The 19,851-nt window shown below is 71.3% G+C and carries 18 protein-coding genes and 1 riboswitch; of the genes, 4 read left to right on the forward strand and 14 right to left on the reverse strand.

Features of this window, described 5'->3' with window-relative positions:
* Positions 1–166: 166 nt before the first annotated feature.
* The 8 genes from FS770_RS05330 to FS770_RS05365 form a co-directional block, all read right to left on the reverse strand.
* The gene (locus FS770_RS05330; RefSeq protein WP_144942293.1) at positions 167–1,486 is read right to left on the reverse strand and encodes a deoxyguanosinetriphosphate triphosphohydrolase; all 1,320 of its coding nucleotides are present in this window, start codon (positions 1,484–1,486) and stop codon (positions 167–169) included.
* 5 nt (positions 1,487–1,491) lie between these two features.
* A complete protein-coding gene (dusB, locus tag FS770_RS05335) occupies positions 1,492–2,682 on the reverse strand; it encodes a tRNA dihydrouridine synthase DusB (RefSeq protein WP_145010486.1) in 1,191 nt (396 codons plus the stop codon).
* Positions 2,663–3,502 carry a hypothetical protein gene (locus FS770_RS05340; protein WP_145010489.1) on the reverse strand — a complete coding sequence of 280 codons (840 nt, stop codon included), beginning with the start codon at positions 3,500–3,502 and terminating at the stop codon, positions 2,663–2,665. Before FS770_RS05340 ends, dusB begins: the two co-directional genes overlap by 20 nt.
* 105 nt (positions 3,503–3,607) lie before the next feature.
* Positions 3,608–4,972, reverse strand: a complete 1,365-nt coding sequence (locus FS770_RS05345; RefSeq protein WP_244944764.1) for a galactokinase — start codon at positions 4,970–4,972, stop codon at positions 3,608–3,610.
* A complete protein-coding gene (locus FS770_RS05350) occupies positions 4,962–6,014 on the reverse strand; it encodes an MFS transporter (RefSeq protein ID WP_244944765.1) in 1,053 nt (350 codons plus the stop codon). Before FS770_RS05350 ends, FS770_RS05345 begins: the two co-directional genes overlap by 11 nt.
* 50 nt (positions 6,015–6,064) lie before the next feature.
* Positions 6,065–7,030, reverse strand: a complete 966-nt coding sequence (locus FS770_RS05355; RefSeq protein WP_144942297.1) for a GNAT family N-acetyltransferase — start codon at positions 7,028–7,030, stop codon at positions 6,065–6,067.
* Positions 7,031–7,037: 7 nt separating this feature from the next.
* Positions 7,038–8,420: a glycine--tRNA ligase gene (locus FS770_RS05360; RefSeq protein ID WP_145010495.1), complete on the reverse strand. Its 1,383-nt coding sequence runs from the start codon at positions 8,418–8,420 to the stop codon at positions 7,038–7,040.
* 244 nt (positions 8,421–8,664) lie between these two features.
* On the reverse strand, positions 8,665–9,858 hold the full coding sequence (locus FS770_RS05365) for an acyl-CoA dehydrogenase family protein (RefSeq protein ID WP_145010497.1): 1,194 nt from the start codon (positions 9,856–9,858) through the stop codon (positions 8,665–8,667).
* Between the two features lie 204 nt (positions 9,859–10,062).
* Between FS770_RS05365 and FS770_RS05370 the strand changes: the two genes are divergently transcribed.
* On the forward strand, positions 10,063–10,611 hold the full coding sequence (locus FS770_RS05370) for a MarR family winged helix-turn-helix transcriptional regulator (RefSeq protein WP_145010501.1): 549 nt from the start codon (positions 10,063–10,065) through the stop codon (positions 10,609–10,611).
* Here FS770_RS05370 and mmsB read toward each other — a convergent pair.
* Together mmsB and FS770_RS05380 are read right to left on the reverse strand one after the other, a co-directional pair.
* Entirely contained in the window at positions 10,565–11,509 is a 945-nt protein-coding gene (gene mmsB / locus FS770_RS05375) for a 3-hydroxyisobutyrate dehydrogenase (RefSeq protein ID WP_145010504.1), read from the reverse strand. The genes FS770_RS05370 and mmsB overlap by 47 nt on opposite strands.
* 96 nt (positions 11,510–11,605) lie before the next feature.
* Positions 11,606–13,102: a CoA-acylating methylmalonate-semialdehyde dehydrogenase gene (locus FS770_RS05380; RefSeq protein WP_144942301.1), complete on the reverse strand. Its 1,497-nt coding sequence runs from the start codon at positions 13,100–13,102 to the stop codon at positions 11,606–11,608.
* Positions 13,103–13,302: 200 nt separating this feature from the next.
* Here FS770_RS05380 and FS770_RS05385 point away from each other — a divergent pair, with 200 nt between their 5' ends.
* Positions 13,303–13,539 carry an RNA-binding S4 domain-containing protein gene (locus FS770_RS05385; protein WP_144942302.1) on the forward strand — a complete coding sequence of 79 codons (237 nt, stop codon included), beginning with the start codon at positions 13,303–13,305 and terminating at the stop codon, positions 13,537–13,539.
* A gap of 65 nt (positions 13,540–13,604) precedes the next feature.
* Here FS770_RS05385 and FS770_RS05390 read toward each other — a convergent pair whose 3' ends face one another.
* Positions 13,605–14,249, reverse strand: a complete 645-nt coding sequence (locus tag FS770_RS05390) for an alpha/beta hydrolase (protein WP_144942303.1) — start codon at positions 14,247–14,249, stop codon at positions 13,605–13,607.
* Positions 14,250–14,321: 72 nt separating this feature from the next.
* Between FS770_RS05390 and FS770_RS05395 the strand changes: the two genes are divergently transcribed.
* Entirely contained in the window at positions 14,322–15,197 is an 876-nt protein-coding gene (locus tag FS770_RS05395; protein ID WP_244944766.1) for an SGNH/GDSL hydrolase family protein, read from the forward strand.
* A 133-nt stretch (positions 15,198–15,330) separates the two neighbouring features.
* Here FS770_RS05395 and FS770_RS05400 read toward each other — a convergent pair whose 3' ends face one another.
* The 3 genes from FS770_RS05400 to FS770_RS05410 all read right to left on the reverse strand — a co-directional run bounded on the left by FS770_RS05400 (position 15,331) and on the right by FS770_RS05410 (position 18,879).
* A complete protein-coding gene (locus FS770_RS05400) occupies positions 15,331–16,146 on the reverse strand; it encodes a GNAT family N-acetyltransferase (RefSeq protein ID WP_145010507.1) in 816 nt (271 codons plus the stop codon).
* A 127-nt stretch (positions 16,147–16,273) separates the two neighbouring features.
* A complete protein-coding gene (gene metX, locus FS770_RS05405) occupies positions 16,274–17,440 on the reverse strand; it encodes a homoserine O-acetyltransferase MetX (protein ID WP_144942305.1) in 1,167 nt (388 codons plus the stop codon).
* Positions 17,437–18,879, reverse strand: coding sequence for a bifunctional o-acetylhomoserine/o-acetylserine sulfhydrylase (locus FS770_RS05410; protein WP_144942306.1), 1,443 nt, complete (start codon positions 18,877–18,879; stop codon positions 17,437–17,439). The genes metX and FS770_RS05410 overlap by 4 nt, the downstream gene beginning before the upstream one ends.
* 74 nt (positions 18,880–18,953) lie before the next feature.
* A riboswitch (SAM riboswitch) is annotated at positions 18,954–19,072 on the reverse strand.
* A 105-nt stretch (positions 19,073–19,177) separates the two neighbouring features.
* Between FS770_RS05410 and FS770_RS05415 the strand changes: the two genes are divergently transcribed.
* Positions 19,178–19,816: a VOC family protein gene (locus FS770_RS05415; protein WP_126875036.1), complete on the forward strand. Its 639-nt coding sequence runs from the start codon at positions 19,178–19,180 to the stop codon at positions 19,814–19,816.
* The last annotated feature ends 35 nt before the right edge of the window (positions 19,817–19,851 follow it).

Here is a 19,851-nt window from a genome sequence, read left to right on the forward strand (position 1 = left end):
ACACCGTGATCCTAATCTCAGGTGCGTATGGTCCACATCACTGGCTCCGTTGAACGGAATCCCCGCGAGCGCGGAACGATTCCGGTCCCCGTCCTGCTCCCGCACCGGCCTCAGGACGCATCGCGACAGGCGCCGCACGGTCGGGCCCGCACCCAGCGCCCTGCCCTCACCAGAGCGGCTTGTCCCCCGTGCGCCAGTTGGTGCCGCGAATCCTGTCGTGCAGCGCCACGGCGGAGTGGTCCGTGAGACACGCGATCTGGTCCACGACGAGCCGCAGCCGCGCGGCCTCCACCCCCGGGCCGTCGCTCAGCGCGCGCCAGTCCGCCGCGAAGTCGGGCGCGAGGAACCGCCCGTCGGTCTCCATGAGGGCCCCCACCAGGATGGTGAGGATCTCGTGCTGGTTGTCGTAGAGAGGCATCGCGTCCCGCACGGTCATCACGAACGCGGTGGCGATCCCCTTGAGAACGGCGATCTCCAGCTCCGTCTCCCACGGCACCACGAGGGACGCCCGGTAGCGGGTCAGTGGCTCATCTCCCGCGACCTCCCGCGTGGCCTCCACCGCGGACATCGCGAAGCGCCCGATCAGCTGGCTCGTCATGTTCTTCAGCCGGGCGAGGTCCCCGCGGGTGCCGTCCATGCGCGGCACCCAGGCGGAGGTGGCCTCCAAACGGGCGAGCGCGGCATCGAGCTCGGATCCTGTGGCGGTGGGCACGTACCAGCTGCGCGCGCACTCGACCACCCGGGCGCGCTGACGCTGATCCGCGAGCGCCTCGAGCTGCAGGGCATGGGCGGCCACGGCGTCCTCGACGTCGTGCACGCTGTAGGAGATGTCGTCCGCGAGGTCCATGACCTGAGCCTCCAGACACTTGCGGCCCTCCACCGCGCCCTCGCGGAACCACTCGAACACGGGAAGGTCGTCCTCGTACGCGCCGAACTTCCGGTTGGGCCGCCCGTCCGCACGAGGCGGGGCATCCGTGGCGGACCACGGGTACTTGCACGTGGCGTCCAGCGTGGCCCGCGTGAGGTTCAGTCCCGCGGGCTCCCCTGTGGGAGTCATGATCTTGGGCTCCAGCCGAACGAGCAGCCGCAGCGTCTGCGCGTTGCCCTCGAAACCGCCGATCTCCCGTGTCAGCTGCGCGAGCACCGTCTCGCCGTTGTGCCCGAAGGGCGGGTGCCCGAGGTCGTGGGACAGGCACGCGGCGTCGACGACGTCCGGGTCGCAGCCCAGCGCCTTGCCCAGTTCGCGCCCGATCTGCGCGACCTCCAGGGAGTGGGTCAGCCTGTTGCGCACGAAGTCGTCGCTCTGCGGCGCCACCACCTGCGTCTTCGCGGCGAGCCGGCGCAGCGCGGAGCTGTGGAGCACGCGGGCGCGGTCCCGCTCGAAGTGGCTGCGGTGCCGGTTGTGGTGGTCCTCGGTGACGAAGCGCTCGACGTCCGAGGGCTCGTAACCGGGGGCCAGGATGCCCAGACGGTCCGGGGTGTGCACGGTGCTCAGCCTCCCGAGACGTCGAGCTCGGCGGCCGACAGGCCCAGGCGCTCGGCGTCGCCCAGGATGCGCGAGTCCAGCCAGCCGTCCGGCAGGTGCGGCTTCTTGGGCGAGCCGGCACGGCCGCGGGGCCCCTCGACGTCCGCCCCCGGGTAGGGCTGGTCCAGGTCCAGCTGGTCCAGCAGCTCGCGCAGCGCGGCGAGGGTGGGCACCTGCGCCATCTTCGCGCGAAGCTCCCCTCCCACCGGATAGCCCTTGAAGTACCAGGACACGTGCTTGCGGATCTCGCGGCAGCCCTTGGCCTCGTCCCCGAACTCCTCGGTGAGCAGCTCCGCGTGGCGGTACACGGTGTCCGCGACCTTCCGCACGCCCGGCCGGTAGCGGCGGGGGCTGCCCTCGAACGCGGCCTGCAGGTCCCCAAAGAGCCACGGCCGCCCCTGGCAGCCACGCCCTACGACGACGCCGTCCACCCCCGTGTGCTCGACCATCCGCACCGCGTCCTCCGCGGAGAAGATGTCCCCGTTGCCGAGCACGGGAATGTCCGGCAGTGCCTCGCGCAGGCGGGCGATGGCGTCCCAGTTCGCGGTGCCCGAGTAGTGCTGCTCCATCGTGCGTCCGTGCAGCGCGACGGCAGCCACGCCCTCGTCGCGGGCCATGCGTCCGGCGTCCAGGTAGGTCTGGTGCTCGTCGTCGATGCCGATGCGCATCTTTACGGTCACGGGGATGTCCGCCGCGGAGGCCTCGCGCACGGCGGCGCCCACAATGGCCCGGAAAAGGTCCGTCTTCCACGGCAGGGCGGAGCCGCCACCGCGCTTGGTGACCTTGGGGACGGGGCAGCCGAAGTTGAGGTCGATGTGGTCCGCGCGGTCCTCCTGCGCAACCATCCGCACGGCCTTGCCCACGTTCACGGCGTCCACCCCGTAGATCTGGATGGAGCGCGGGGCCTCGTCCGGGTCGTGGTGGATGATCCGCAGGGACTCCGGCCTGCGCTCCACCAGGGCACGTGCGGTGACCATCTCGGTCACGTACAGCCCCCCACCGTACTCGCGGCACAGCTTTCGGAAGGACTTGTTGGTCACCCCGGCCATGGGGGCCAGCACCACGGGGACGTCCACGGTCAGGGGTCCCAGGTGCAGCGGCTTCAGGTTCAGCACGGCCGGTTCACGGTCCGTGGTCTCAGTGGTCTCGGTGTTCATCGCCCGCCATTGTCTCACTCCCGGGTGCGACCCCGGCCCCGATCTGCTCGATGCGCACCGCCAGCTTGAACACCCGGATCTGCTCGTCGCGGCGACCCAACGTCTTGCACACCCGCCCGAGCTCCCGCAGGCACGCCACCCACTCGTCCGTGTGGACCTCCGGATCCGGCAGCGAGGAGTACAGCGAGGACGCGCTCGTGAGCGCGTGCGCCGCCTCGGGCCAGGCCATGTCCGCAACGGCCAGGTGCGCCAGGCCCTGCCAGCACAGAATCTGCCCGGCCACGTCCCGGCGCCGCTCGCAGCCCGCAAGCACGGTCTCGTAGTGCTCCGCGGCCAGCCGACGCCGTCCCGCCGCCTGTGCCGCCGTGGCCAGGTGGGAGGTCCAGCGCAGGTCCTCGCGCGTGACGAACACCGGGCCGTCTGCCTCCCCGGCGGGCCGCGCGGGATCCACCACCCCCGCGGCGTCGGCCCCCTCCTGAAACACGCGGTACGCGTCCCACGGACGGGCCTGCGCGAGCAGCACGTCCCCAAGTTCCTCCAGGCAGCGCACCCGCCCGCCCACGGTGCGAGCGCTGCGCGGCGCACGGCGGTACTGCACCGCCCCGATCCGGTAGTGGTGCTCGGCGGCCGCGAGGTTCCCGGCGTCGCGCTCCAGGTCTCCCAACGACGACGCCGCGTCGCCGGCCTGGCACCACGCCTCGCCCAGGCGCGCGGTCCGCAGCGCGTCCGAGAACGCCTCCCGGGCTCCGGGGACGTCCCCGCGCTGCACGGCGGCGGTGCCCCGTTTGAGGCGACGGGCGGAGGTCTGTGCTGCGAACACTGGGGGCTCCCGGTCTGAGACGGTCGGAGGGGACGGGTGAAGAACACGGGCGGTGGAGAATCCGGGCGGGTGGCAGAGCGAGTCTGCCGGGCAGGGGCTGTGTGCTCAGAGGATCCGGCGGCCGGCAGGGGACGGCTGCAGGGTCAGAAAAAGAGGATCGCGGAAACCGCGCTCGGCAAAGGTGGAGCACACGGAGCGCGCCAGGGAGTCAACGGCGTGCACCGGGGCGAGTGCCAGCACGGAGCCGCCGAAGCCACCGCCCACCACCTTGGCACCCAGGGCGCCGGCGTCGACGCACGCGGCCACGGCGGCGTCGAGCTCCGGGACGGAGACCTGGCAGTCCAGTCGCATGGACTCGTGGCCGGCCACGAGCAGGCGGCCCACGAGCGACCAGTCCGCGTCCGGCGTCGCGAGCTCGTCCGCAATCCGCACGGAGCGGACCATCTCGGTGAGCGAGTGCCGCAGCCGCAGCCGCACGCCCTCGGGGTCGCCGTCCAGGGGCGCACCGTCCGCGAGGACGGCGTCGAAGCGGGCGAGCGCCGCGGCGGCGTCGTCCTCCGAGGGGTGCTCCGGCAGCGCGTCCCGCAGCCGGCCCACGCCGAGGACCGCGGCGGCCGCCTCGCACTCGGCGCGGCGGGAGCTGTACTGCCCGTCCGCGAGCCGGTGGGGTGCGCGGGTGTCCACCGCGAGCCAGGTGAGTCCGGCGGCGGCGGGCTCCGCGGGCAGGCTCGCCACGTCGAAGTCCCGGCAGTCCAGCGCCAGTGTCTCCCCCGCATGCGAGCGCAGGGACGCCGTCTGGTCCAGACCGCCCGTGTTGGCGCCCACGATGTAGTTCTCCGCGTCCATGCACGCGCGGGCCAGGGCGCGGCGCGGGGCCTCGTCCGGATCGTCGTTGCCCGTGCTCAGCGAGAACAGGGCGAGGGCCACGGAGCACTCGAGCGCCGCGGAGGACGCAAGGCCAGCACCGATCGGCACGGTGGAGTCCACCATGAGGTCCGCCCCGAAGCCGGGGGCCAGTGCGAGCTCGGGAACCGCGACGGGGTGGGCCGAACGGCCTGTGGCCACGCGGTCCATGCCCCACGCCACGCCGGCCGCATAGCCGAACCAGCCGCCGACGGAGCCGGGGGCCACGTCCGCCACGCGCACCTCGCGCAGCCGCTCGTCCGCCACGGACTCGTCTGCGTCCTGCAGCGAGCGCGCGCGCAGCAGCCCGTCCGTGCGCGGAGCCGCGGCTGTGAGAGTGACGTACTGGTGGGCGAAGGGCAGGCACGTGCCGCCGGAGAAGTCGGTGTACTCGCCCATGAGGTTCGCCCGCCCCGGTGCCGCCCACACGCCCACCGGGGGGCGTCCGAAGGCCTGTTCGAAGTGTTCCCCCAGCGCCCGGGCCCGCCGTGCGACGTCCGGCTGGGCCACCCACTGCGGGCAGTCGCCCTCCTCCGGGACGGTGGCGACGCTGAGTTCACAGGACACGGACGGGTTCCTCCTGGTGCGGGCGGACGGGGACGGACGGCAGTGGCGCACCGTGCCGTCTCAGCGGGCAGCCCACTGCCGGGCAGGGTACGGCCCGGGTGGGGTGCGCGAGACCCCATTGTCCACTACACGCCCACACCGCGCGAAAGTGCTGTCCGAGTTCTTCCAGACTCCGGTCCCTGGTCTCCGGAACCACCCGGTGCACCCACACCAGGGCCACGAGCTGCAGTGCCACGAAAACCAGCACCGTCCACCCCACGCCCAGGGCGTTCGTGAGCGGCGGGAGCGTCAGCCCCACCACGAAGGTCATCATCCACAGCAGCCACGCGCACACGCCCATGCCCACGCGCCGCAGCAGCACCATGGACAGCGCCACCGCCGCGACCCCACGAGGCCGGGGGACGATGTTCGCGTAGAACGCACCGTTGCCTCCGAATCCGGAGTCCTGGAGCACGCTCACCCCGTAGTGCTGGACGGCGTTGATGCCGGAGATCTGGTTGATCACGGCCATGGACAAACCCAGCACGAAGACCCTGCGGATCCACGGGATGCGCACCAGGTCCAGCAGCCCGGCGCATGGCCGGTCACGATCCCGGTCTCCGTCCCGCGCGGCGAGCTCCAGGACCTGCTCGGCCTCCCGTGGACTGTAGGCGTCTTCTCGGATCCGGTGCAGCGCCCGGCGCGCCTCCTCGGCCCGCCCCTGTCCGGCCAGCCAGCGCGGGGACTCCGGGACCACGGTCATCCCGATCCACAGCGCCAGGGCGGGAACGGTGGCGAGCACGAGCATGTAGCGCCACACGTGCGCAACGTGGCCGAAGGCCGTCGCCAGCCCCGCGTTGAACACGAACGCGAGCGCCTGCCCACCCACGAGCATCAGCTCGTTCTGGGCCACCAGTCGCCCGCGCAGGTGGACGGGGGCAAGCTCCGCGAGAAACACCGGGACGACGACGGACGAGGCACCCACCGCGAGTCCCAGCACTGCCCGTGCGGCCACCAGGACCGGGATGGACGGTGCGGCCGCGCAGCCGATCGTGGCGAGCACGAACACGACGGGAGGGCTGCAACGTTCAACGGATCGGCTGGGGCCGGTCCTCAGTCGAGGACAAGTGTCTCCGTCTCCGTGATCACGCGGGCCACCCCGGCGTCCAGGAGGTTGTCCACCACGGCCACGAGTGGGCCCATGGCGTCGTCCACCTCGACCTCCACCGGGTAGTCGCTCACGAGCAGCGCAAGCAGCTTCTCCAGCGCGGCACCCGTCTGCGCCTCCGTGGCACCGGCGGCGCCGGGCACGTACCCGAGCAGCACATCCGCGATCTCGTTGGGCTGCGGCTCGTCGTGCGGGTTGGCCGGGTCGAACGGGCGGTAGCTCACGGCGAAGGCCGCGATCTGGCCCCGCTCATCCTCCGGCGAGATGCCGCGGCGCAGCACAACGGCCCCGTAGGCCCCGGCGGTGTCCGAGAGGAACTGCTTGTTGACGGCGCCGATGCTCACATCCCCCACCGGGTCCCACTCGTGGACCGCTCGGTAGAACGCCTCGACGGCGCGTGTGAGCTCCACGGAGCCCGTGGCCAGGTCCTCCACGGACTCGGTGGCCGCGCCTTCCGGGGTGCTGTCCAGCGTGGGCAGCGGCAGGGCACCGGCGTCCACGCGGACCACCCGCGAGCGCATGGCGCCCGTGAAGCCCAGTGAGCGGGCGAAGCCCTCCCCCGTGGACTCGGGTGCCACCCGGGTGCGCAGGGCGCTGACGTCCACCCCGCCGGCGGCGGCAGCGGCCCGCAACCGGGACACCAGTTCCCGGCCGATGCCCTCACGCCGGTGGTCCGGGGCCACCTCGACGGACAGCCACAGCCGCTGCGGGTGCCACGCGGAGGCGTAGCAGACCCCGGCGGCGACCGGGACGCCGTCGTCGGTGGCCACGAGCGTGACGGAGAACCCGCTCTGGTCCTGCGCACCCAGCCGGGCGCGGAACGCCTGGACCGGTGCGGACTCGGCGTCCGGCCACAGTTCGAGCAGGCGCAGGTCGTCGTCCTCGCGCCAGGGGCGGTAGTCGATGCTCATTCGGTTCCTACTTCTCCAGGCGCTCGGCCAGGTACTGCTGCACGCGGTCCAGGCCCACGCGCTCCTGGGTCATCTCATCACGCGAGCGGATGGTCACGGCCTGGTCCTCGAGGGTGTCGAAGTCCACGGTGATGCAGAACGGCGTGCCGATCTCGTCCTGGCGGCGGTAGCGGCGCCCGATCGCCCCCGCGTCGTCGTAGTCGATGTTCCAGCGGCGGCGCAGCTCGGCGTCCAGGTTCTGGGCGGCGGGGCGCAGATCCTCCTTCTTGGACAGCGGCAGCACCGCGGCCTTCACCGGCGCCAGGCGCGGGTCCAGGCGCAGCACGGTGCGGGTGTCCACGCCGCCCTTGGTGTTCGGCGCCTCGTCCTCGAGGTAGGCGTCCACCAGGAACGCCATCATGGAGCGGGTCAGCCCGAAGGACGGCTCGATCACGTACGGGGTGTAGCGCTCGCCGGAGGCCTGGTCGAAGTACTGCATCTTGGTGCCGGAGGCCTCGGTGTGGTTGGTGAGGTCGAAGTCCGTGCGGTTCGCCACGCCCATCAGCTCACCCCACTCGGAGCCCTGGAAGCCGAAGCGGTACTCGATGTCGATCGTGCCGTCCGAGTAGTGCGCGCGGTCGTCCGCCGGGACGTCGTAGCGGCGCATGTTGTCCGGGTTCACGCCCAGGTCCACGAACCAGTCCCAGCACGCCTCGACCCACTCGTCGAAGTAGCGCTTGGCCTCGTCCGGGTGGATGAAGTACTCGATCTCCATCTGCTCGAACTCGCGCGTGCGGAAGATGAAGTTGCCCGGGGTGATCTCGTTGCGGAACGCCTTGCCGATCTGCCCGATGCCGAACGGCGGCTTCTTGCGCGCGGCGGTCACCACGTTGAGGAAGTTCACGAAGATGCCCTGGGCGGTCTCCGGGCGCAGGAAGTGCTTGCCCTCCTCGTTGTCCACGGGGCCCAGGAAGGTCTTCATCAGACCGGAGAACTGCTGCGGCTCGGTCCACTTGCCGTCCTGGCCCGTCTCCGGGTCCTTGACGTCCGCCAGGCCGTTGACCGGGGGGTGGCCGTGCTTGGCCTCATAGGCCTCCAGCAGGTGGTCCGCGCGGTAGCGCTTGTGGGTGTGCAGGGACTCGACCAGCGGATCCGTGAACGTCTCCACGTGCCCGGAGGCCTGCCACACCGCGGACGGCAGGATGATCGAGGAGTCCAGGCCCACCATGTCCGCGCGGCCGCGCACAAAGGTCTGCCACCACTCGCGCTTGATGTTCTCCTTCAGCTCCGCGCCCAGGGGCCCGTAGTCCCACGCGGAGCGCGAACCCCCGTAGATCTCACCCGCCTGGAACACGAAGCCCCGGCGCTTGGCCAGGGAGATGACATTGTCCAGGGTGGATTTCGGGGCCATGCGGTCTCACTTCCGTTTCTCGCGCGGACCTCGCGAGGGCTCGCGCGTGGGGAATCGGTCTGGGGTGCGCTGCCCGTGGGCGCGGGCGCGCGGTTCAGGGACAAGCGTAGCGAGGTGCCGCGACGCTCGCCTAAACACGCTCTGTCCCTGCCGCCGCGCACACGTCCGGCCACGGCGACGTCGCCCGTTCCCCTGCTCGCCGCGGGTCCCGTTCCTCGCCCGCTGCGGGACTGCTACCAGCCCGCTACGAGACGAACGCGGAGATCCCCGTCAGCGCGCGGGCCACGATGAGCGAGTTGATGTGGTAGCTGCCCTCGTAGGTGTGGATGGCCTCGACGTCCGCCATGATCTTGGCGATCCCGTGGTCGCTCAGCAGCCCGTTTCCACCCAACGCGTCCCTGGCCTGCGCGGCAGACTGGCGGGATAGTCGCGTGGCCGTGGACTTGGCGAGTGCGGCGTGCATCATCTCCAGCTCGCCGTCGTCCTGCACACGCGTCACCTGTGCCATCAGCCCGGAGCTGGCCGCGAGGTTGCCGGCGACCTCAGCAATCACCTGCTGGATCAGCTGGAAGCTCGCGATGGGCCTGCCGAACTGGACGCGCTCAAGGGTGTAGTCGCGCAGGATGTCGAGCAGCGCCTGCTGCGCGCCCACCGCCTGCCAGCCCACCCACGCGCGCGAGTCCTTGAGCAGGTCGTTGGTGGCCGCGAAGTCCGCGGCACCCGGCAGCAGCGCATCCGCGGGCAGACGCAGGTCGGTTAGCTCCACGTCAGCGTTCTGCATGATCCGCAGCCCGATCTTGTGCTCGATCTTGGTGGCCGAGTACCCCGGCAGAGCGGTGTCCACGGCAAAGCACTTGACGAGTCCGTCGGCGGTGTCCCTGGCCCACACGAGCGCGAGATCCGCCACGGTGCCGAGCCCGATCCACCGCTTGGAGCCGTTGAGCACCCAGCCGTCCCCGTCCCGGGTGGCGGTGGTGGCCAGCCCACCGGCGATGTCCGAGCCGTGCTCCGGCTCGGTGAGGCAGAACGCGCCGAGCTGCCGCAGCTCCTTGAGTCCGGGCAGCCACGTCTGCTTCTGCTCCTCGGAGCCGAACGCCTCCAGGGTGCCCACAATCAGCTCGTTGTGGATGCCCAGCAGCGCGGAGAGGGAGAGGTCCGCCCGGGCGACCTGCACGTGCACGAGGTTCTGGAACAGCCGGGACCCGCCGCTCTCGGCCAGCCGCCCCAGGCTCAGGTCTGCCAGCCCGGGCAGCAGCTCTCTGGCCAGTTCCTCGCGGTTCCAGTAGCCCACGCTCTGGTAACGCACCTGGGTCTGGAGATGATCCGTGATGCCCCGCAACCGTTCGCGCTCCTGCGCGCTGAGCAGGTGCTCCAGGTGGAGGAGGTCAGTGCTGGGAAGGTGGGCGGTGGCGCGCTGGGGTGATGCGGCTGGGCTCATGATCCTGATCCTCGGGGTAGTGGGCAGGTCGAAAGTAGTACGTCCGACTATATCCGAGGAATGCACCTGCTGGTGGTGCGGATCACACTCCCCGGTCGGGTGCGCGGCAGTCGCGGCAGACCCGGCGGACGGAAACCCGCCCGGGGCAGGGTCGACGACGCCGTCCGCCACGGAGTGCCTGCGCCGGGCACGTAGAATGCGGGCATGCCCCAGCACGAGCCCCTCCCCCGCGACCCCGTTGCCGAGGCACGGCGCAACTGGGAGCGCGAGGGCTGGACGCAGGCCGCCGGACCCATGGCCGCGGTGACGTCGATCATGCGGGCGCAACAGCTGCTGCTGGCCCGGGCGGACCGGATCCTCAAGCCGTTCCGACTCACGTTCTCCCGCTACGAGGTGCTGGCCCTGCTGAGCTTCACCCGGGAGCACAGGATGCTCATGAAGAAGGCGAGCGCACTGCTGCAGGTCCACCCCACCTCCATCACCAACGCCGTGGACCGCCTGGAGGGCGCAGGCCTGGTGCGCCGCGAGCCTGTCAGCACGGACCGCCGCGCCGTGAACGTGACCCTCACTCCCGAGGGGCTGGAGGTCGTGGCCCAGGCCACCCGGGCGCTGAACAAGGACCTGTTCCTCACCACGGGCTTCGAGGACCACGAGGTGGAAGCGGTCGTCGGTGCGCTGAACGGTTTTCGCGCGCGCTGCGGGGACTTCACTCCTCCCGAGAGCTCTTCCGACCCCCGTCGCGCAGGGTCGTGATGATCCCGGAGAAGTCCTTGCCCGCGTGGCCGTCCGCGACGAACTGGTTGTAGAGCTCCGCCGCCAGGCGCCCCATCGGTGCCGCGGCCCCGGTCTCGTCCAGTGCGGTGGTGGCGAGGTTGAGGTCCTTGGCCATCAGGGCCCCGGCGAAGCCGGGTTCGAAGTCCTTGTTGGCGGGACTGGTGGGCACGGGGCCGGGAACCGGGCAGTTGGTGGTCAGCGCCCAGCACTGCCCGGAGGCGTTGGAGACGACGTCGTACATCGCCTGGTGCTCCAGCCCCAGCCTCTCGGCCAGCACGAACGCCTCGCTGACCGCCACCATGGACACACCCAGGATCATGTTGTTGCAGATCTTGGCGGCCTGACCCATGCCGCTGCCGCCGCAGTGCACCACGCGCCCGCCCATGATCTCCAGCAGGGGTCGCACGCGCTCGAAGACCTCGGGTTCCGCACCCACCATGAAGGCCAGCGTCCCGGCGGTGGCGCCCACCACACCCCCGGAGACCGGGGCGTCCGCGGCGGTGAACCCCGCCGCCCGTGCCAGCTCCGTGGCCTCCTGCGCCTCCGAGATGTTGATTGTGGAGCAGTCCAGGAACGTGGTACCCGCGGGAGCTGCGGCGAGCAGGCCCACGGCGCCGTCGATCCCCACGTAGGCGTCCACCACGTGCTTGCCGGACGGGAACATGGTGATCACCACGTCTGCGGACCGCGCCGCCTCCTGCGGGGTCTCGACCACCTCGATTCCCTGCTCGCGGGCCGCAGAACACGCCTCAGGGACGATGTCGTAGCCGGTGACCTGCACCCCCGCCGCCGCGAGGTTCGCGGCCATCGGGCCGCCCATGTGGCCCAGGCCCAAGAAGGCGACGGCGGGGAGCTGCTGGCTGGGGGTCTCGGTCATGACGTTCCTTGTTCCAGGGGTGGGCGGCGGCTCCACGGGTCGCGGAGCTGCGGTAGTGCCGGGGCGCTGGGACCCCGCCGGTCGTCGTCGTGCGGCTCAGCTACCGGCGGGCATCACGAAGCTCGCGCCCTCCTTGGTGCCGGAGGGCCAGCGCGTGGTGACCGTCTTGGTCTTGGTGTAGAACTTCAGCCCGTCCGTGCCGTGCTGGTTGAGGTCCCCGAAGCCCGAGGCCTTCCAGCCACCGAAGGTGTAGTACGCGATCGGCACGGGGATGGGGACGTTGACGCCCACCATGCCCACCTCCACGCGGGTGGTGAAGTCCCGGGCCGTGTCCCCGTCCCGGGTGAAGATGGCCACGCCGTTGCCGAACTCGTGCTCGCTGGGCAGGCGCAGGGCCTCCTCGTAGTCCGCGGCGCGGGCAATGCACAGCACCGGGCCGAAGATCTCCTCGCGGTAGATACTCATGTCCGTGGTGACGTGGTCGAACAGGGTGGCACCCACCCAGAACCCGTTGGGGTGGCCGTCCACGGTGGCGCCGCGGCCGTCCACCACCAGTTCCGCACCCTCCTTCTCACCGGCGGTGATGCAGGACTCGATGCGCTGCTTGGCCTGGGCACTGACCACGGGACCGAAGTCCGAGGACTCCTCCAGGGACGGGCCGAGCGTGAGCATGGCGATCCGCTCCTCGAGCAGCGCGCGCAGCCTGTCAGCGGTGGCCTCCCCCACGGGCACGGCCACGGAGATGGCCATGCAACGCTCGCCGGCGGAGCCGAAGGCCGCCCCGATCAGGGCGTCAGCGGCCTGCTCGAGGTCCGCGTCCGGCATGATCACCATGTGGTTCTTGGCGCCACCGAAGCACTGGGCGCGCTTGTTCTGCGCGGCGGCCGCACTGTAGATGGCCTGGGCGATGGGCGAGGAGCCCACGAACCCGATCGCCCGCACGCGCGGGTCCTCGACCAGGGCGTCCACGGCCGTCTTGTCACCGTGGACCACATTCAGCGCACCGGCGGGCATGCCGGCTTCCACGGCCAGCTCCGCGAGCCGCACGGGCACGGAGGGGTCCCGCTCGGAGGGCTTGAGAACGAAGGTGTTGCCGGCGGCGAGCGCGATGCCCGCCTTCCACAGCGGAATCATCGCGGGGAAGTTGAATGGGGTGATACCCGCGACCACGCCGAGCGGCTGGCGCAGCGAGTGGACGTCGATCCCGGTGCCCGCGCCGCTGGAGAACTCGCCCTTGAGCAGGTGCGGTGCTCCGGCCGCAAACTCCACGACCTCCACGCCGCGCTGGATGTCGCCCTTGGCGTCCGGGAAGGTCTTGCCGTGCTCGTTGGAGAGCAGGGTGGCCAGCTCGTCCATGTTCTCGGTGATCAGGTCCACCCACGTGAGCAGGATCCGCGCGCGGCGCTGGGCGTTGAGCCCCGACCACTGCGGGAACGCCTCCTCGGCGGCGGTCACGGCCTGCGCGACCTCCTCCGCCGATGCCAGCGGCACCTGCGCGCTGACCTCCCCCTCCACGGGGTTGAAGACGTCCTGCGTGCGACCGGAGTCGCCCGGGGTCCTCCGGCCTGCGACGAAGTGGGGAACGAGGGTCATGGCTGCTCCTGGGGTGGGGCTCGGGTGTGATGCACGTCTCCCCCGAACGTATCCCCACTTCGTTGGACGTGCAACTACTTGGGGTCACGACGCCGCCCGGATGCGTTTCCGTCCCTCCGCACCCCACCCCGGCCAGGCACGTCCGGGCACCGAGCAGCGTTCCCAGTGATCCGCCCGGGCGCACCTGAGACAATGGACGCATGAGCGACACTGCGTACGAAGAGATGCCCATCCGGGACCAGATGATCCGCCTGGGACAGGCGTTGAAGCTGGCCAACCTGGCCGAGGACGGCCACCACGCGAAGACCCTGGTGTCCGAGGGCGCGGTGCAGGTCAACGGAGAGGCGGAGACCCGCCGGGGCGCGCAGCTGCACCCCGGTGACGTGCTGGAGGTCCCGGCCTCCGGCATGCCGCCCGTGCGCATCGTCAGCGCGTAGTGCGTTCCACTCCCCCGCCGCAGTGGACGCGCCGGAGCGGAGGACGGTGCGGGTGGGCGGTGCGCTCAGTCCGTGAGTGCCCGCAGGTATTCCGAGACGTGTGACAGCTCCTGGGGCGAAACCCCGTGACCGATGCCCCGGTACTGCACCTTGGTGGCCTCCGCGTGCTGCTGGGCCCACTCGGCGGTGAGGTCCACCAGTGCGGGCGGTATCACCGGGTCCTCGGGGTCGCGGCCCCAGAACATCCGCAGGGGATCCTGGCGCAGGGCTGCGTCGTGGAAGAAGTCCGCCTGGGCGTCGTCGTCGGCCACCGGGACCACGAAACCGGACAGCCCCACCACGGCGTCCACCAGATCCGGGGCGTGGCGGGCCACCGTGGTGGCGATCGCCATCCCCTGGGAGAAGCCCAGCAGGATCACGTGAGTGTGCTGCAGTGCCTCGTCCCGCAGCCACGGCACCACGGGCTCGGCGGCGGCCACCACGGCGTCCGTGGTGAAGCCGAGCTCTGAGGACAGCGGGAACCACTGGAAGCCCGCGCCAGCCCGCTGCGGCGCGCGCACGGAGGCGATGCTGAGTCCACCGGGGAGGGACGCGCTGAGGGCCATGAGGTCGCCCTCGTGGGAGCCGTAGCCGTGGAACATGACCACCAGGGGTGTCCCGGCGCGCTCCTCGGCCTCGTTGTTCCAGATGACGTGGGGTGCTGGTTCCATGGCTCCATCCTCACACGCGGCTGTGACGGACAGTGACGACACAGCTCTGCAATACGTGTTAGTAATTTTGGTATGGATGAGAGCACTCCGCCCCTGACGACGCCCCCCGTTCCCGCCGCGGACAGCACCGCGCAGCCGCCGCACCCCTGGCACCGGATGGTGTCCATCGGCGACTCCTTCACGGAGGGTGTGGGCGACCCCGACGACTCCGTCCCGGGCGGGTTCCGGGGCTGGGCCGACCGCGTGGCCGAGGAGCTTGCGCGCAACACGGACGACTTCGCCTACGCGAACCTGGCCATCCGCGGCCGGTTGTTCCAGCCCATTGTGGACGAGCAGCTGGAGCCGGCCCTGGAGCTGCGACCGGACCTCGTGACCATCAGCGCGGGTGGCAACGACATGCTGCGCCCCGCTGCGGATCCCGACGACATCGCCTCCCGCCTGGACGCGGTGATCGAGCAGATCAGGGCCACCGGTGCCACCGTGGCCATGTTCGACGGTCCGGACATCGGCAACACCCCCGTGCTACGCAGCATCCGCGGGCGTGTGGCCATCTGGAACGAGAACGTGCGCACCGTGGCCGCCCGCCACGACGCCGTGATGGTGGACCTGTGGGGTCTGCACCAGCTGGGCGATCCGCGCATGTGGGCGCCGGACCGGCTGCACTTCTCCCCGCTGGGCCACCAGCTCATCGCGTGCGAGACCCTGGACTGCCTGGGCGTGGACCACGGCCTCACCCCGGGCCACCCCGAGGAGCGCCCCGAGCGCACGTGGCGCGAGGCCCGCCGGGACGACATGGTGTGGGCCCGCAAGTACTTCGTGCCGTGGGTGGGCCGCCGCATCCGCCGCCGCAGCTCCGGCGACTACATCACCGCCAAGCGTCCCGCGTTCGGCCAGGCAACGATCCCCGGAGCGGGCGAGCAGATTCCAGAGCAGACCGAGGGGGCCTGAGCACCCCCGCTCCGCTCAACCGCACGACGACGGCGCCCGCCCCTTTCCGAAGTGCGGGCGCCGTCCTGCACGGACCGCCGCCGAGCCGCCCGCGTGGGAGGGCCACCAGCACGGAGGCGAGGACTCGTCCCCGTCACGGTGAGGCGCACGTGCGCGTGGCCGATCTCACCGTGGTGACGGGCACGAGTCCCACCCGCTGCAGGATGGGCCGCGAGTACTCGCTGCAGTCGACGTGGAGCAGTGTCCGCCCCCGGTCCCGGGCCGAGCGGGCTCTCCGGTCCACCAGGGCCCGGTACAGCCCGCGTCCACGGCGCTCCTCCAGGCACGCGCCGCCCCAGAGCCCGGCGAAGTTAGTGTGCTCGAGGAACTCGATGCGCCCGGAACAGACCACCTGGCCGTCCCCGTCGCGTACCGCCCACATCTCGAACGACTCGGGGGCACTGCGCCACCGCTCGACCAGTTCGTCCTGCTGGAGCCGGATGCGTTCTGGCGAGTCCTCGAAAACCCGTCCTGCCAGGTGCTCCGCCTCCCGCAGCTGCGCCTCCCTGGCTGCCCACTCCACGGCGTACCCCCGGAGGGGCTCCTGCCCGGCGAGGGCGGCGAGGACTGCATCCGCCTCACCCACCATGACCGTCTCGGGCTCCCCGAGAGCGAAACCGTGGTGCTGGAGTCGGCTCAGCAGGTGGGGCAGCGGGTCGTGCGACCGGGTCTTCCACGAGATGTGGTCCACGCGGGGGTCCGCCTCACATGTTGTGATCACGTGGGCGATCAGGTCGTCCAGTTCTGCCCCGCCCATCGAGAAGGGCGCGGAGGAGACGAAGGCCCGCCGCCGCGCCGGGAACACCCCGGCGAGCAGGGGTCCGAGACGCAGCACGTCGGGTGCGTCGAGCATCTCGGCATCACCTCGCAGCTGCGTGTCGTAGGCGTCGAGCAGTGTTCGGGTCCGCATGCGGGAGAGTGTGACACCGACCACCCCGCGTGGCAAGGCCTCCCCACCCCTGCGCATCCAGGCCACACGGCGGGATGGGACGGATGCTGCGCCGCCCGTCCCGCGCCGATCTCACGTCATCCGGGCCTCAGTCCGGCAGCACCGTCCGCAGCAGCCGACCCACCTGCGGGGTCTCCAGCAGGAAGCCGTCGTGCCCGCTCGGTGACGTGATGGTGCGCGCCTCGTGCTCACCGGGCAGTGAGGCCGCGAGCTCGGCGGACTCCTCGGGCAGGAACAGCCGGTCGGAGTCCACCGCGGCCACGAGCCACTCGCACCGGGTTCGCGCGAGGGCCTGCCGGAGGCTGCCACGGCCGCGGGCGACGTCGTGGGACATCAGCGTCTCGTTGACGCTGAGGTACGCGTTCGCGTCGAAGCGCGCGGCAAGCTTCCCCGCCTGGTGGTCCAGGTAGCCCTCCACCCGGTAGCGGCCCCGGGTGCCCGGGTGCGTGCCCGCAGGGTCCTCCCGCGGCTGGGCCTCCCGGTCGAAGCGGGCGGCGAGCTCGTGGGCGCTGCGGTAGGTGATGTGCGCGATCCGGCGTGCCAGCCCAAGCCCCTCGACGGGGTGCGGGCCCGCGTAGTAGTTGCCGTGGCAGAACCGAGGGTCCTGCCGGATGGCGAGCGCCTGCGCGTGACCCCACGCGAGCTGCTCCGCACTCACGCGGGCGTTGGCGGCGATCACCGCGCACGCCGCCACCCGCTCGGGGTGGCACACGGCCCACTCCAGCGCGCGGGCACCGCCCATCGAGCCGCCCACAACAAGCCTCCATCGCCGGATCCCGAGCCGGTCCGCGAGCCGCGCCTCCGCAGCCACGGTGTCCCGCACGGTGATGCGCGGGAAGCGCGAGCCCCACGGCGTGGCGTCCGGGGCGAGGCTCGCGGGGCCCGTGCTGCCGTGGCAGCCGCCCAGGATGTTCGCACACACGACGAACCAGCGGTTGGTGTCGATGGCCGCGCCCGGTCCAATGAGACCGTCCCACCAGCCACCGGCGTCCGCGGCGGCACGGCGGCCGTCCATGTCGAAGGGCGCTGTGTCCCCATAGCCCACGGTGGTGCCGCGCGCCGCGTGCGAGTCACCCGTGAGCGCGTGCTCGACAAGCACCGCGTTGGAACCGTCCGGGGCCAACTCGCCCCACGTCTCGTACGCCAGGCGCACGTCAGGCAGCCGGAACCCGGACTCCAGGGTGAGCTCCCCGATTTCCGCGGCCCGCACCACACCGTCCCGGCGCACCGCCGGGTCCGTCTGCCTCACGGTCATGCCGAGGGCTCGGCGTCCGCGCCCGCACGCGCCGTCGAGCCACCGTCCGTGCCAGCGGCGGGGTCCGCGCCTGGCCCGGTGCGGGTGGGCGCGCTCGACTCCGTGGCGGCCAGCGCCGAGAAGCCCGCCTCGAGGTCCGCGAGGATGTCCTCGATCCCCTCGGTGCCCACCGAGAGCCGCACGAAGCCGGGCTCCACGCCCGCCGCGCGCTGCTCGTCCTCGGAGAGCTGCGCGTGCGTCGTCGACGCCGGGTGTATCACCAGGGACCGCACGTCCCCGATGTTCGCCACGTTGGAGTGCAGGCTCAGCGCGTCCACGAACGAGATTCCCGCCTCCTTGCCGCCCTCCAGCACGAAACCGAGGACGGAACCGGCTCCTCGGGGGGCGTACTTGCGAGCCCGCCCGTGCCACGGCGAGGACGACAGCCCCGCGTAGGACACCGAGCGCACTTCGGGGCGGGCCTCGAGCCACTCCGCCACCCGCTGGGCGTTGTCAACGTGGCGTTCCACGCGCAGTGACAGCGTCTCGATCCCCTGCTCGATGAGGAAGGCGTTGAACGGGGAGATGGACGCGCCCAGGTCACGCAGCAGCTGCACACGGGCCTTGAGCACGTAGGACAGGTTGACGCCGAAGGCTCCGCCCTCCCCCAGATCCCGCGCGTACACCAGGCCGTTGTACGTAGGGTCCGGTTGACTGAAGCCCGGGAACCGCTCCGGGTCCGCGCCGTAGTCGAAGCGCCCCGCGTCCACGATGAATCCGCCGATCGCCGTGCCATGACCGCCCAGGAACTTGGTGCCCGAGTGCAGCACGATGTCCGCGCCCCACTCGATGGGCCGCACCAGGTACGGGGTGGCCACGGTATTGTCCACGATCAGCGGCACCCCGGCCTCGTGGGCGATCCCGGCAACGGTCTCCACGTCCAGGACGTCGTTGCGGGGATTGGGGATCATCTCTCCGAAGAACGCCACGGTGGAGGGCCGCACGGCATCCCGCCACTGCTGCGGATCGTCCGGGTCCGCCACGAACGTGGTCTCCACTCCCAACCGCGGCAGCGTGTGGCGCAGCAGGTTGTACGAGCCGCCGTAGAGGGACGGGCTGGCCACCACGTGCGTGCCCGCCCCGCCCAGGTTGAGCACGGCCAGGGTTGCGGCGGCCTGCCCGGAGGAGACCATCAGCGCCCCCACTCCCCCTTCCAGGGAGGCGAGGCGGTTCTCCACCACCTCGGTGGTGGGGTTGGTCAGGCGGGAGTAGATGGGGCCCATGTCCTGCAGCGCGAACCGGGCCGCGGCGGTGTGCGCGTCAGGGAACACGAAGGACGAGGTCTGGTGGATGGGCAGGGCCCGTGAACCCGTCACGGGGTCCGGGTTCTGCCCCGCGTGGATCTGCCGTGTCTCGAACGCCCAGTCCTGGGGGTTGTCGGGGGTGGGTGCTGTGCTCATGGCCATTCGCCTTCTCGGAAGGATCAGGGGCCAGGCGCCCGTCCGCACGGTGCCCGCACGAACGGGCGACCGGTGGCCCGCGCTTGCCGTGGGCGTCGGACGACGTCCCGGCCAGGTCTTCACCCAGGGCACCCCGCCGCGGTGGGAGGGTTGCCGGTCAGCAAGCTGGGGCTTGACGCTGACTCTCGTGACCTAGACCTCCAGTTTGGGAACCCGGCCGCTGCCACGTCAAGTCCGGTGTCCGCAGTGTTGCACCCGAGGATTTGGAGGCCCGTGTGACGGGTGCCACGATGACTGCATGAAGCTGGACCACGTTTCCTTCGCAGCACAGCCGGACGGCCTGGAGGCCACCACCGAACGCATCGCGGACCGGTTGGGGATCGAGCCGGTGAAGGGCGGGGTCCATCCCCGCTTCGGCACCCGGAACATGATCCTGCCGCTGACAGACCACCAGTACGTGGAGGTCGTGACCGTGCTGGAGCACCCCGCCGCGGACAAGGCGCCGTTCGGGCAGGCCGTGCGTGCACGTTCGGAGGCCGGCGGCGGCTGGCTCGGGTGGGTCGTGGAGGTCCCGGACCTTGCCCCGTTCGAGCAGAAGCTGGGCCGACCCTCCGCGCCAGGCGGCCGGATCTTCCCGGACGGCCGCCGCCTGGACTGGCACCAGATCGGCGTCAAGGGCCTGATCGCGGATCCGCAGCTGCCGTTCATGATCCACTTCGACTCCGCGGACGAGATGCACCCCTCGCAGGCGCGCCTCACGGACGTCAGCCTGACGGGCATGGAGATCGCCGGTTCCCCCGAGCGGGTGACGGACTGGCTCGGCGGCCCCGTGGAGGACGTCCTGCGCTCGGTGGACGTCACGTGGTCCGCTCCCCACGGCACGCCCGGTCTTCTGGCGGTCACCTTCGGCACGCCGGACGGGCCCGTCACCATCTGATCCGGGGCACCGAGCCCTCCGGGTTCGACGACGCC

It is taken from the genome of Kocuria salsicia (genome assembly GCF_007681555.1).
In the GTDB taxonomy this organism is placed as follows: Bacteria; Actinomycetota; Actinomycetes; order Actinomycetales; family Micrococcaceae; genus Kocuria; species Kocuria salsicia.

Bases quoted from the DNA above. Each gene is read 5' to 3' on its own strand.
- dusB (WP_145010486.1), bottom strand. From the start codon at position 2,682: ATGAACACCGAGACCACTGAGACCACGGACCGTGAACCGGCCGTGCTG.
- FS770_RS05355 (WP_144942297.1), bottom strand. From the start codon at position 7,030: ATGAGCATCGACTACCGCCCCTGGCGCGAGGACGACGACCTGCGCCTG.
- FS770_RS05360 (WP_145010495.1), bottom strand. From the start codon at position 8,420: ATGGCCCCGAAATCCACCCTGGACAATGTCATCTCCCTGGCCAAGCGC.
- FS770_RS05365 (WP_145010497.1), bottom strand. From the start codon at position 9,858: ATGAGCCCAGCCGCATCACCCCAGCGCGCCACCGCCCACCTTCCCAGC.
- FS770_RS05370 (WP_145010501.1), top strand. From the start codon at position 10,063: ATGCCCCAGCACGAGCCCCTCCCCCGCGACCCCGTTGCCGAGGCACGG.
- mmsB (WP_145010504.1), bottom strand. From the start codon at position 11,509: ATGACCGAGACCCCCAGCCAGCAGCTCCCCGCCGTCGCCTTCTTGGGC.
- FS770_RS05380 (WP_144942301.1), bottom strand. From the start codon at position 13,102: ATGACCCTCGTTCCCCACTTCGTCGCAGGCCGGAGGACCCCGGGCGAC.
- FS770_RS05385 (WP_144942302.1), top strand. From the start codon at position 13,303: ATGAGCGACACTGCGTACGAAGAGATGCCCATCCGGGACCAGATGATC.
- FS770_RS05390 (WP_144942303.1), bottom strand. From the start codon at position 14,249: ATGGAACCAGCACCCCACGTCATCTGGAACAACGAGGCCGAGGAGCGC.
- FS770_RS05395 (WP_244944766.1), top strand. From the start codon at position 14,322: ATGGATGAGAGCACTCCGCCCCTGACGACGCCCCCCGTTCCCGCCGCG.
- FS770_RS05400 (WP_145010507.1), bottom strand. From the start codon at position 16,146: ATGCGGACCCGAACACTGCTCGACGCCTACGACACGCAGCTGCGAGGT.
- metX (WP_144942305.1), bottom strand. From the start codon at position 17,440: ATGACCGTGAGGCAGACGGACCCGGCGGTGCGCCGGGACGGTGTGGTG.
- FS770_RS05410 (WP_144942306.1), bottom strand. From the start codon at position 18,879: ATGAGCACAGCACCCACCCCCGACAACCCCCAGGACTGGGCGTTCGAG.
- FS770_RS05415 (WP_126875036.1), top strand. From the start codon at position 19,178: ATGAAGCTGGACCACGTTTCCTTCGCAGCACAGCCGGACGGCCTGGAG.